The sequence below is a fragment of the Paenibacillus campi genome (assembly GCF_034659835.1).
GTDB classification, from domain to species: Bacteria; Bacillota; Bacilli; order Paenibacillales; family Paenibacillaceae; genus Saccharibacillus; species Saccharibacillus campi.
Window position 1 is genome coordinate 901,113 of the sequence record NZ_JAXSQZ010000001.1, and the last position, 13,285, is coordinate 914,397.

10 protein-coding genes are annotated in these 13,285 nt (G+C 46.0%); 5 read left to right on the top strand and 5 right to left on the bottom strand.

The features are described 5' to 3' along the window. Positions 1-14: 14 nt before the first annotated feature. The 3 genes from U1I11_RS03585 to U1I11_RS03595 all read left to right on the top strand — a co-directional run bounded on the left by U1I11_RS03585 (position 15) and on the right by U1I11_RS03595 (position 3,434). Positions 15-551 (top strand): YraN family protein, encoded by a 537-nt coding sequence (locus tag U1I11_RS03585; RefSeq protein ID WP_322903858.1) that lies wholly within the window; start codon positions 15-17, stop codon positions 549-551. A 341-nt stretch (positions 552-892) separates the two neighbouring features. Beyond that, on the top strand, positions 893-2,962 hold the full coding sequence (locus tag U1I11_RS03590; protein WP_322903860.1) for a YifB family Mg chelatase-like AAA ATPase: 2,070 nt from the start codon (positions 893-895) through the stop codon (positions 2,960-2,962). Between the two features lie 193 nt (positions 2,963-3,155). Beyond that, positions 3,156-3,434, top strand: a complete 279-nt coding sequence (locus U1I11_RS03595; protein WP_322903862.1) for a hypothetical protein — start codon at positions 3,156-3,158, stop codon at positions 3,432-3,434. Positions 3,435-3,604: 170 nt separating this feature from the next. Here U1I11_RS03595 and U1I11_RS03600 read toward each other — a convergent pair whose 3' ends face one another. The 5 genes from U1I11_RS03600 to treC form a co-directional block, all read right to left on the bottom strand. Beyond that, on the bottom strand, positions 3,605-4,033 hold the full coding sequence (locus U1I11_RS03600; RefSeq protein ID WP_322903864.1) for a MarR family winged helix-turn-helix transcriptional regulator: 429 nt from the start codon (positions 4,031-4,033) through the stop codon (positions 3,605-3,607). Positions 4,034-4,162: 129 nt separating this feature from the next. Further along, positions 4,163-5,242, bottom strand: coding sequence for a WD40/YVTN/BNR-like repeat-containing protein (locus U1I11_RS03605; RefSeq protein WP_322903866.1), 1,080 nt, complete (start codon positions 5,240-5,242; stop codon positions 4,163-4,165). A 355-nt stretch (positions 5,243-5,597) separates the two neighbouring features. Next, the gene (treR, locus tag U1I11_RS03610; RefSeq protein ID WP_322903868.1) at positions 5,598-6,323 is read right to left on the bottom strand and encodes a trehalose operon repressor; all 726 of its coding nucleotides are present in this window, start codon (positions 6,321-6,323) and stop codon (positions 5,598-5,600) included. Between the two features lie 506 nt (positions 6,324-6,829). Further along, positions 6,830-8,857 carry a PTS system trehalose-specific EIIBC component gene (gene treP / locus U1I11_RS03615; protein ID WP_322903870.1) on the bottom strand — a complete coding sequence of 676 codons (2,028 nt, stop codon included), beginning with the start codon at positions 8,855-8,857 and terminating at the stop codon, positions 6,830-6,832. Between the two features lie 39 nt (positions 8,858-8,896). After that, positions 8,897-10,591, bottom strand: a complete 1,695-nt coding sequence (gene treC / locus U1I11_RS03620) for an alpha,alpha-phosphotrehalase (RefSeq protein ID WP_322903872.1) — start codon at positions 10,589-10,591, stop codon at positions 8,897-8,899. Positions 10,592-11,048: 457 nt separating this feature from the next. Here treC and U1I11_RS03625 point away from each other — a divergent pair, with 457 nt between their 5' ends. Together U1I11_RS03625 and U1I11_RS03630 are read left to right on the top strand one after the other, a co-directional pair. Then, positions 11,049-12,128, top strand: coding sequence for an NAD(P)H-dependent flavin oxidoreductase (locus tag U1I11_RS03625; RefSeq protein WP_322903875.1), 1,080 nt, complete (start codon positions 11,049-11,051; stop codon positions 12,126-12,128). A gap of 298 nt (positions 12,129-12,426) precedes the next feature. Beyond that, positions 12,427-13,272, top strand: coding sequence for an endonuclease/exonuclease/phosphatase family protein (locus tag U1I11_RS03630; protein ID WP_322903877.1), 846 nt, complete (start codon positions 12,427-12,429; stop codon positions 13,270-13,272). Positions 13,273-13,285: the final 13 nt, after the last annotated feature.

Genomic DNA, 13,285 nt, shown 5'->3' on the forward strand with positions numbered 1-13,285 from the left:
ACGTTGAGGAGCATATGATGCAGCATAACGATAAAGCTGTTCGTGACAATCGTAGGCAAAAAGGACGGATTGGCGAAGATGTTGCTGCTTATTATTTGCAGCAGCAAGGCTACCATATACTGGAACGCAACTGGCGTTGTCGTAGCGGAGAACTTGATATTATCGCCGTAGCACCAAGCGAGTCAGCACGGCAGTATGCAGCTCATGATTGGATCGTTGAAAATGATGCCGCGTATAACGCATCCATCGATATCATTAGTGAACAGGCTGACCATTTCCAAACGATGCTGCTCCATAAACACCTTGCTTTTGTAAACCAAAGCGCTATCATTGTCATTACGGAAGTGCGTAGCCGTACAGGCGATACACATGGCACTGCCGCCGAATCGGTCGATTGGCGCAAGCGCAAGCAATTGCGAGAAACGGCTGCTTTTTATGCTCATCATACAGGTTTGCATGAAGTGGCGTTTCGCTATGATGTGATCGCTGTACGACTGAATGAGCATGATCAGGCTGTAGAGTTGGAGCATTGTATCGAAGCATTTACGTAATTTGAGTAGAGTAGGGCGTATTTTTAAATTGTTTTAAAGGCAATTCGATACCGTTTGTTGTTATTGAATTATGTTGCGCATGCCGTTAATTGTATTTGCAACGTGACCATTTTGAACGTTTGCAGACATCGCCTAATGCACGGGATAAACAATAAAATAAGTAATCGAAAATAGAGGAAGCACCCTTTTTCAAAGATGAACGCTATTACGTTAGCCGAGGCTGAATATGTCAAACGATGTATCAGCTATCGCGTGAGCACTGGCAGACCGTATGCTGAGCCAGTACCGATCCAGCAAGCGGACGTAAAATGGCGACAATCAACAGAAAGGGTGTTTTTGTTATGTATGGCAAACAATTCAGTGCGTGTATTCAAGGGATTCACGGTGTGCTCGTCGAGGTAGAAACCGATCTATCTAACGGCTTGCCGCTCGTGTCGATTATCGGTCTACCGGATTCAGCGATACGTGAGTCGGTGGAGCGAGTACGTTCAGCGATTAAAAATTGCGGCTTTACTTTTCCATCTCAGCGGGTAACGATCAATCTGGCACCTGCTGATTTGCGCAAAGAAGGCTCTGCTTTTGACTTAGCGATTGCGATCGGCATTTTGGTCACGAGCGATCAGCTCGTATTTCCGGAACAGCAAAATTTTTTGCTGCTTGGTGAGCTGGCGCTGGACGGCAGTTTACGTCCGGTGCATGGTGTGCTGTCGATGGTTGATATGGCGCGTCAACGAGGTTTGACATCCGTTATCGTACCGTATAATAATGCAGCAGAAGCTGCGCTTGTGGATGGGATGAATGTGTACGGTGTCAAACATATGCGTGATCTGTTACAAGCGTCAGAGCGCCAGTCGATTGTGGAACAGCTTACTGCCTCTGTCTCAACTGAAGCTATCGATTTACGTTCAAATACAAAGCCAATGGACATAGCCTCTAACTTAAATAAAATGGAGCCACAGCAATTTCAAATGCACATCCCCGGTCAACCGGATATCCAAGTACGTGTGTTAGCGCCAACAGATTATGCCAACTTGAACAGCCATCATCCTGCTCAATCGCCTGTATATGGTCAGCGTCAACTTAAACATACAAACGATAATTTAGACTTAAGTAAACTGAAAGAGTTAAATAAAATTAACAGTATGCGTGAAGTCAAAAACATAAACGAACCGAACATAAACAAACTTCAAAGTCTAACTAAACTTGAGCATGTGTATAACAATCAACATACAAGCGAACTTGAAAATACGCCCAACAGGACACCAACAATAGCTCAGTTCTCGTCGACTAAGCAGGTCGATCAGCCAACTAATTCAGCAGTCCATCCGTCATCCAAGCATGCGAAAAGCTCTGATTCACGTCATCATATTCATCTGCGTCCCCATCTGTTCATCCGCGCTGCCCAATCGTCTGCAACCGATACAGCGCCTGTAACTGCCGAAGATTATGCCGATGTATTTGGTCAACAGCATGTTAAGCGGGCGCTAACAATCGCCGCCTCCGGTATGCACAATATTTTGCTGATCGGCCCACCCGGTACAGGCAAAACGATGCTGATCAAACGCCTTCCGACTATTTTGCCGCCATTAACCGATGAAGAAGCACTGGAAGTGACCAAAATTTTAAGTGTAGCTGGCAGATTAAAAGATGGTGGCACCGGATTGATGCGCAAACGTCCTTTTCGTTCGCCGCATCATAGCATTACCGCTTCCGCACTTATCGGCGGCGGCACTATTCCTAAACCGGGCGAAGTTAGCCTGGCACATCAAGGCATTTTATTTCTGGATGAATTTCCTGAATTTCCGCGTACGATTTTGGAACTATTGCGCCAGCCGCTGGAAGATCACGAAATCCACATTAGCCGCTCCAGAGCTGTATTTACATTTCCGGCTAATATTTTGCTTGCCGTATCGATGAATCCGTGTCCGTGTGGTTTCGCCGGTAGCCGTCATCCCCTCCATCCGTGTACATGCACGGATGCCAAAATCGCTCGCTACCGCGCTAAAATTTCAGGCCCGTTGCTTGATCGGATCGATTTGCAAGTCGAAGTACCGCGGCCGAGCGAACAGGAGTTGCAATCGTCCCGTATGGCGGTAGCGGATGGGGATGATTCCGCCGCTATGCGCGAGCATGTCCGGCGTGCACATGAACGACAAATCCAGCGCTACCAACCGATCGGTATCCATTGGAACAGCCAATTGTCCGGCAAATGGCTGCGCCAGTATGCCCCGTTAACGAAAGAAGCCGACTCGCTGCTAAACACTGCATTTGAGCAGCTCGGTATGAGCATGCGCGCACGAGATCGTATTTTAAAGCTGGCACGCACGATTGCTGATTTGGAGCAGCAAGAACAGATCGATACGGTACATATTGCAGAGGCGATTCAGTATCGGCAGCTGGATCGGGGATAGGGATGTAGTATATTTAAAAAAGATTGCTTTTATAAAATAATAGAAATCCATCATTATGAGCGCTTTTTGGCAATCTGAAGATATCATTAACATGAATGTTGATGTAGCAGACATCCACTGGAAAGTCAGTTACTGGCATTCTATTATGTATAATTTTATAAAATATAAAGGAAAGGAGAAGTTTGTGAAGTTTATGAATATACCAGAAAAGCAAGCTTGGATTCAATGGAAAGACGAACTGAAAGAATTTGAAACGTATCGTGAATCGCACGAGTGGGTATACAATGGTGATCCGTATAATGAGATCGGTTACAATTGTGATGGGTATCGTTTTAAAGACCCAAAGATGGCATCTGCTTTAGTTTATGAGTTGACTCGAAAGCAGACGTTTGGACATATTACTTACAAGATTTTGGCAGCCGAGGATTATACGCTCTCGACTCCTTATTTAGTTTGGATTGAAAAAATATAAACATAATTATTGAAAATCAAGTGTTCCTTTTTTACATGAACAAGGAGCACTTGATTTTAGGATACTTTGGCTTTATTTGCACCTGTTACAATAGCTACTTTGTTTGCAAGCAACTTTATGCCTCCATTTCACTACGTATCAATCGATAAATATGCAGTTTTATTGTTTATTTATTCATCGTCTATGACATTGGTATACAGTCGATCCAGAAACGTACGCAACTGTTCGATTTCTGCGCGCGAAAAGCCGCGTGTGACATGTGCATGCGCTTGTTGCACAGTAGCGAGCAATTGTGTTTTGATCGCTGCGCCTTTGGCGGATAAATACAAATGGTAAGAGCGTTTATCGTCCAGATTATGAATCTTTTTGACCATTTGTTTGCGTTCAAGTGAATGAATCATACGTACCACGGTCGTTTGATCGCGGTCGATTGCCTCGGCAAGTTGTTTTTGATTGCAAGCACGCTCTGTATCCAGCACGTAAATGATCCCCCATTGATCAGGTGTAATCTCATATGGCCGTAATTGTTTCATAAAATAATTGGTCATTTTCACATCGGTACGATGAACAAGAAATCCAGTCAAGTCGTATAAATTCATAGTGTTACCTCGCATTTCTTCGGATCATTTATAGTGTCTGAATCATACGAGATGTACTATAAACTGTCAACGTTGAACTGTACAGAATGAACAGCTGGAGCTTACTTGTCCAGCACATCATTGCATAGCTTACTTGTCTAGCACAATGATCGCATACGGATGCTGATTCATATAACGTGTTTGCCAAGGGATATTAAGTGACTGCCATGTTAATCCGCGATCGACGGAACGATATACGCCTTTATTGTTAAATGCATAGAAATCCCCTTTTGCATTGACACATAAAGCTGGAATTAATGAGCCTTGCGCATCTGGTAGCCCATCTGTCAGCCGTGTCCACGGTTTGCCTTTTTGCTTGCGATACAGGAATGATTCACAGCGTCCAGCTTGATAATCGTGAGCATGCTGCGGATTGGAGGAAGTGGCTAAAATAACGATATCCGGGTCTTGCGGATGGACAGCGAGATCATAAGCATAATGATGCTCCAGCCCGTCAATATTATACTCCCATGTCAGCCCATGATCGATACTTTCCGCATAAGCGTGACCGAAGTGATCTTGTTTAAGAAATGAATCTCCGAGTGCTCCGTATAAACGAGCTGGAGCTTGAGCATGTGTGCACAGGCGATGAATATCCCGGGGAGCGTTGACCGCTTCCGACCATGTCGCTCCACGATCAGTACTATAAAATAAACCACCGACCTCGATCGTAGCATAGAGCAAATTCGGATCACTACGGTGTACTTCGATATGTTTCACATGATGCGTGTAAGGGCGTGGTGGGAAAAACCAGTTTGCTTTTGAAGGAGCATGGGCAAAATCGGTCAGCATTACAAACGAATCACTCCCATCTGCACAATAGACGATCGAGCTTGGTTCAGTGCCGGCATAGATGATAGCAGGCTGCCCGTGTGCAGATGGTGCTGCCACATTCAGCGTCGTATACGTAGCTCTGGCGTAATCTTTAGCTTCGGTAAAGTCTCCGAATGACGGAGATACATCAATCGCTTCCCAGCTATGACCGCCATCGACTGTTTTCCATAAGCCACGGTCAAAAGTTGCGCAATACACGGTATGCTGATTATGTGGGTCGGCGGCAAGCGACACCGGATGAGCGCCTTTAAAATGGGAGCTGACATGCCAGTGTTGCTCGCGTTGCTCGGCAATGAGCAGTTCACGATCAAAAGCCAAAAATAATTTAGTCATCATTGTCCTCCTTTTTATGCTATAGCATATAAATGAATTGCAGTTGCCTTTTACTGGATTACACAGCAGCATAGGATGCGAAACATAGCTGTATGTTGATCGATGTATGCAATACGGAAGTGTCTGGAGCGCATTTTTATCGTGCAACGAACGAAATAGGCTGCGATTTGAGTCGATGTTGCAAGGCGAAACAGAGTGAATTAATAATTGTATGCTATAGCATATATTAAATTTAATCTTTGCTGCTGTCAAATGAAATTCACTGTATTCGGAAATTGGACAAAACTAGCAAAATTTATGTATAAACATAAACCAATGGCGGAATCACGTTCATTGTGCTCGTAATCCCGCCATTTGCTCATTCCTCATTCGTCATTCTGCGTGCAAACTCGACAAACTGGAACTTGTCCAGTCGGTGCCGAGATTCGGTATACTGAAACAATGTAGTGTCTTCCAAATGCACATAATTACGCACGACGACGATATGTGTATCGCGTTTTAAGTCCAGTAGCAATTTATCTTCGGCAGTCACTTGTTCGACCGAGATTTCTTTTTTAGCATACGCGATTTTGAGCGCCAGTTCGCCTTCCAAGTATTCATAGATCGATTGGCTAGCAATGTCGTGAGACAAGGAGGGGATGATGGACGCGAGAAAATAATCTTTATCCAAAATAATCTTTTCATCCTCAATCTCACGCGCACGCACGACTTTCCAGATCGGTTCTTGTTCCCCTGTGTTGAGCTGCTTGGCAATACGGGGCGGACACGGAATAAGCGACACTTCGTGTACAAGCGTACGCACATTGCGTCCAAGTCGCTCGGACAGCTCTTTGAAACTGACCAGACCGGAAATAGGGAATTCCATCCGGTTCATATCCAGCACAAACGAGCCTTTGCCGCGCATTTTGTGAATGTATCCGTTCTGGGATAACAGGTGGAGCGCTTTGCGTACCGTTTCTCTAGATGTACCATATTGCTCTGCCAATTCATTTTCGGACGGCAGTTTAATCCCAGGTTTGATCGTGCCTGCTTCGATTTGCTGTGTATAATCACTATAAATTTGCGAAAAAATATTTTTGTTCATCTGCATCACCGCCATCTATTTTACGGATAATAAGGCAAAAATGCAAAATAATCCAGTCAGGATGAAGTAATCCAAGTATATGTCATATAACAACAAAGTATAAAGCGGGCGGAAGCGGTTGGAAACGATATGATTTGGGGTCATGTACACGAATACATAGCGATAATAAGTACGTTAAACACGACAAGCTTTGTCATCTAGTGGATTACAGTACGTGTTTACATTTGAGCCAAAGCTGTATTGTTAATGATTGTATTTGGTCAGTACATGTTGCCAACCAAGCATGTTTTGACCGAATTCCCGCTTGCGCTAGCATTGATCGGATCGATCGTAAGCGATACTACGCCAAAAATGCCTGTCGCTAGCAGCAGAAGCTGGACGACAGGCGCTTTTAATACATCGTTTCAATCATTTACCACATAACGGTCAATGAACACGCATATACACGATAATTTTATAATCATTTAACATCGTTTAAGCTTATGCCAATTCATTCCAATCCGTAATTAGGAAGCATGTGCCTTGCTCAAATGAATACGCAGCAGCGGTGTTTTACCCGCTTCAACCGTTCCAGGCATGTCTTCGATCGTGTCGATCATTTCCTGACCGATCGGTACGATGACTGGGGAGATGGTAGCATAACCAGCCGCTTGGATCGTATCGATATCAAATTCTAGTAGCAATTGACCTTTGCTGACGTGATCGCCGGTAGCGACATGGACATTAAAACCATTGCCTTTTAGCCCTACTGTATCGATGCCGACATGCACAAGAATTTGTACACCACTCGTATGTTCCAAAATAAGCGCATGTTTACTTTTATCAATGACATGCACGACCGTACCATCGAATGGAGCGTACACTTTGCCGTCTGTCGGCTCGATTGCGATACCTTCGCCCATTTGTTTGCCAGCAAATGCCGGATCAGGTACATGTTCCAATGCAACCGCTTGTCCGGAAATCGGTGCAACTAGCTCCAGCACATCAAGTGCAGCGGAAGTAGCCGCTGTTGCAGTCGTGGTCGCAGCGCTAGTTGGAAGCGGGCTTTGACTGTGTTCGACTTTTTGTACATCGTTATCGGCAAGCTCCAATTCGGCTGCTTGTGCATCTCCGCCAGCAGCTTGTTTGCGCATATTCAGTCTGCCCCACAGTAATGTTCCGACAAAAGGCACAACAAGCGCAATCGCCATGCCGATGAAAAAGATACCCCACTGTGCAACATTAATAGCAAGGAAGCCTGGGAGACCGCCTACACCGATCGCAAATGCACGTACATGGTTGATCGTTAGCCACACACCACCGATCGCTGAGCCGAACATCCCCATAAACAGCGGATATTTAAAGCGTACATTTACCCCAAATACAGCCGGTTCGGTTACGCCGAGGAAGGCGGTTAACGAAGTTGTCGCTGACAGGCTTTTCATTTTTTGAGTACGAATAACAAACATCATCGCTAGTGCAGCCGCACCTTGTGCGATATTGGACAATGCCAGCATCGGCCACAGGAATGTGCCGCCAGTAGAGTTAATCAATTGCAAATCGACTGCCAGGAACGTATGGTGCATGCCGGTAATAACGAGCGCTGCATACAGACCGCCATACAGTAGCCCACCCAGCCACGGAACCGTTGAGAAAATCCAAACGACTCCAGCTGTAAGCCAGTTACCAATTGTAAAAGTAACCGGGCCGATAACGACAAACGCGAGGAATCCTGTCACCAGCAGTGCAATTGGCGCGACGAGCAATAATTTGAGTGAATCAGGCACTTTTCGAGTTAGCCATTTTTCGATCACAACTAGCACATAAGCTGCGACTAACATCGGCAATACTTGTCCTTGATAACCGACCGCATTAATATGAAGACCAAATAAATTCCATGTAGGTACGGTGCCTTCATTATAAGCTTTGGCATAATCGTAAGCGCTTAACAAAGATGGATTGACGAGAATCAAACCGAGCACAACGCCGAGTAATGGGCTACCGCCAAAACGGGTTGCCGCTGACCAGCCGACAAGTGCAGGCAAGAAAGTGAACGCGGTGCTGGCGATCGTATTAACGATGGCGGCAAAATCCGCCCATTGCGGATACACTTGTACAAGCGATTTGCCGGCATAAAAAATATTGGCGCCGGTTAGCAGATTGTTAATACCGAGCAGCAAACCGGCAGTGACGATCGCCGGCAACAATGGGATGAAAATATCGGACAATGTTTTAATAAATTGCTGGATCGGGCTTTTATGTTTGATCGCAGCGGCTTTGACGTCTTCTTTGGTGGCGCGTTTGCCACCGGTAATCGCTATCAATTGTTCGTACGCTTTATCAACGATACCGGGTCCGATAATGACCTGGAATTGTCCTTGGGTGGAGAAATAACCTTTTGCCAACTCATTGTCATCCAGCGCTTGTTTGTTTACTTTGCTTTCGTCCACGAGGGAGAAGCGCAGCCGGGTAACACAATGTGTAGCGACTTCAATATTGTCTTTACCGCCAATCGCTTCAACAATTTTCTCGACGTCTTCTTTTTTTACCGACATATGCTCAGCTCCATTCTTTGTCGCAAAATACCGGGGGCTTTACCCCCGAATGACCCACATATAAGATGCATAAGGTTCAAGCCATACGGTACTGTCCAGAGCGGGCGCATACTCTGTATTGGAGGCAAGCAGCTCAACTGTCACCGGTTTTACATTGTTTATCTCGTCCGGCAAGTTTAATTCGGCAGGCTGATCGGTAAAATTGGATATAACGACCAGTGTATCGCGTTCCGTTTGGCGGGCATAGGCATACACTTGTGAATGCTGGTTGTCCAGACGAATATAATTGCCATCGGTCAATACAGCTTCGGTTTTACGCAGGGCAATCAACCGTTTGTAATGGCTGAAAATCGAATTTGGATCATGCTGTTGCAGGCTGACGTTAATTTCCGGATAGCGTTCATCCAGTTTGATCCACGGTGTGCCATCGGTAAAGCCGGCGTTTGGTCCGTAACCCCACTGCATCGGTGTACGGGCGTTATCACGCGAACGGCGGGCGATAATCGCAAATGCTTCCTCCGGTGATTTGCCCAGCTCGACCATAATGCGATACATGTTTTTGGATTCGACATCGCGAAATTCGGTAATATCGTTCCAGTGCGGATTGGGCATCCCGATTTCTTCGCCCTGAAAAATGTACGGTGTGCCTTGCAAACCGTGTAATGTAGTTGCCAGCATTTTAGCGCTTTCAACCCGATAACGTCCATCATCAGCAAAACGCGATAAAGCGCGTGGCTGATCATGATTGTTCCAGAACAGAGCATTCCAGCCGCCGCCTATATACATGCCGGATTGCCATTGTGAAAGCAGTGTTTTCAGCGCTTCAAAATCGTAAGGCATCAATTCCCATTTCTGACCGTACGGGTAATCAACCTTAAGATGATGAAAGTTAAACGTCATCGAAAATTCCCGTTCCGCTGGATTGGAATAACGAATACAGTGTTCCAGTGTCGTGGACGACATCTCGCCAACCGTCACCAGCTCATACGGACCGAATACATTGTCGTACAACTCTTTAATGTATTCATGCACTTTTGGCCCATCGGTGTAAAATCTGCGACCATCGCTAATGATCAGATCATCGCCTTCATCATTAGGAAAATGTTGATCTTTGGAAATCAGATTGATCACATCAAGCCGAAAGCCATCCACCCCTTTGTCCGTCCAAAAGCGCATCAATTCGGCTGCTTCATGCCGAACTTGTTCATTTTCCCAGTTTAGATCAGCTTGGGTCGGGTCGAATAAAGCGAGATAATATTGCCCGGTCTGCGCATCATACTGCCATGCCGAACCACCGAATTTGGATTGCCAGTTGTTAGGAACGCCGCCGCCTGGTGTAGGGTCACGCCAAATATAATAATCGCGATATGGATTATGTTTAGATTGACGCGACTGCTTGAACCAGACGTGCTCTGTTGACGAATGATTAACCACAATATCGAGCATCAGACGCATATTGCGCTGATGAATTCCGCTCAGCAACTCGTCAAAATCGTCCATCGTACCGTACATCGGATCGATCGCGCGATAATCGGCAACATCGTAACCGTTATCATTTTGCGGTGAAACATAAACGGGCTGTAGCCACACAATATCGATGCCCAAATCGTGCAAATAATCAAGCTTTTCGGTCAAACCTCGAATGTCTCCGATTCCGTTACCTGTTGTATCGTTGAAACTGCGCGGATAAACTTGATAAACGGTCGATCTGCGCCACCACTCCGTTCTATTCATCTGTATAATTCCTCCTGTAAATGCGTTAACCCGATCCCCAAGTTAGCTGCGCTACGCTATTAGTATGTGTACATAAATGCAGCTGCATCCATCATCTAACCTGTATATACAAGATCATCTGCAATGTTGATTCTATACCTGTATATACAAGTTGTCAATTGAGGGAACGGAAAATATTTTAGAAACTGAGCTTTTTTGGCTGAAACGTTTACAAAGGAGGAGCGGGTTCGCTTTTTTTATATAGTTATAACGTGCATCCAAATGGATACAATCTACATCAATCGCCCAACAATGAGGCGATTCAGTGCTACGATGATGAAGCTAAATATCGTAGTATATACTATTGGTTGATTAGACTGTGCCACTCAGACAGATGAAGATGCATCTATACACCGATGTGGAAACTCATTTGTAGCTGTTTTTGCGCTTAACCAGACTCATAATAGGAGGTTTAGAAATGCCAATTCAGTGGAATACTGACTTTTGCCAAATGATGGGGATTCGTTATCCGCTCGTGCTTGCCGGGATGGCAGGCATTGCCAATATGCCGACATTGGTGGCGGCAGTCTCAAATGCAGGTGGACTGGGTACGCTTGGGGGCGCTTATGTTAATCCACCACAGCTTCGACAGATGATAAAGGAAATTAAAGCGAAGACGGATGCACCGTTTGCGGTAAATTTGTTTGCACATATCGGCAGTGATCAGTACGATGGATGGGAGGCGGTGTTGAAACAATTGGAGCCGATTCGACAAACGCTACGTATTCCAGCACCTGCCCGCAATGAGATCGTGACACCTAACCATTTTGAAGCGCAATTTGCCGTATTGCTGGAAGAACATGTGCCTGTCATTAGTACTACATTTGGCTTGTTGTCCGCCATGCATATGCAACAGGCAAAGTCGGCTGGCATGCTAGTGATCGGTACAGCAACGACGGTAGCGGAAGCGATGCAAGCGCAAGCAAGTGGCTGTGATGTAATCGTGGCACAAGGCAGTGAGGCAGGTGGACATCGAGGTACATTTGATATCCGCACGGAGCCGCTTGGTTCTAATATCGGGACGATGGCGCTCGTTCCGCAAATCGTTGACCATGTTCGTATTCCGGTGCTTGCTGCAGGCGGCATTATGGATGGGCGTGGACTGATCGCTGCACTTGCGCTTGGTGCACAAGGCGTGCAAATGGGCACACGTTTTCTCACTTCTGCTGAATCGGGTGCACATGAAGTATACAAGCAGGCGCTACTGCAAAGTACAGAGGAGAGCACGGTCATTACGAATGCTTTTTCCGGGCGTCCTGCACGTGGAATTTGTAATGCATTTATACGACATTGGAACACTGCTGGAATGGAGCCGCTAGCTTTCCCGACGCAAAATACGTTAACACGCGCTATCCGTAACGCAGCCGCTGACCAACATAATCCCGAGCATATGGCATTATGGGCAGGACAAGGAACGAGACTGCTCACCGATCGCCAGCCTGCTGCCGAAATTGTGCAGCAAATGATGGAGCAAGCGGAAGCATTGTTACAGCGCTAACCTAAATTGGCGCTTACGATTGGCTGTCCTATACCGTAAAAGCGACGAATACGTTATGTTTGCAATTGACCACATGAATGGACTGAAATGGATAATCGATAACATCAATACGATAGCAACGCTGTTGCAGCAGCAAATGGTACGGAAATGCCATTACATTTGGCAACTATCGCTATGAAGATTGCGATGATGCACAAGGTCAATTTGCTTGCTTTAAGGTTCATCCTAAGTTGGAATAGTAAATTACAGTGTAACAAACGATAATAGCAGCACACCTATGGAAAGGACTGAATACTCAATGGTAGAACATGAATCTAAACCGCTGCCCACCGCAGTAAAAGTAATGACCTTTAATTTGCGTACGTATACGGCGTATGATGCAGGCAATGAATGGGCAAATCGTGCTTTATGGGCAGCGCAGACGATAATGGATCAATCGCCTACGCTAATCGGTGTACAGGAAGCGTACCGTGTGATGCTGGATGATTTGCAGCCGCAACTTCCACGGTATGACTGGATTGGTGAAGGTCGGCGCGGAGGCAGTGAAGATGAGCATTGTGCGATCTTTTACCGTAACGATGAGCTTGAATTGTTGGAGCAGGGACAATTTTGGTTATCGGAAACGCCGACAGTTGCAGGCTCACTCGGCTGGGATAGTGATTTTCCACGTATTTGTACATGGGGACGATTCCGCCATCGCCAGAGCGAAGCGATCATGCGGGTGTACAATGTGCATTTTGATCATATCGGAGAGCAGGCACGGCTGGAAGGTGCCAAGCTGGTCGTGACGATGATGAAGCAACATGCGGCAGCTGATCCGAACAGTGCCGGTATTATAATGGGCGATATGAATGGACAACCGTCGGAGCCGCCGCTGCAATATTTGCACGGACAATTGCCTCATTTGGGCGAATTGCCTGGATTGTATGATGTGTATAACAGCTTGCAGGGCGAATACGGACGAACATTTCATGATTTTGCTGGAGGGGTGGAAGGCGAGCCGATCGATTATATATTTGTTGAACCGATATGGCATGTGCTGTCCGCTACAATTGAGCGCCGCGATTTTGAAGGCAAATATCCGTCGGATCATTACCCGGTTATCGCTGAGTTAGCATTGCGTACTGAACGAGATGAGCGATAGCAATCATCAAGGG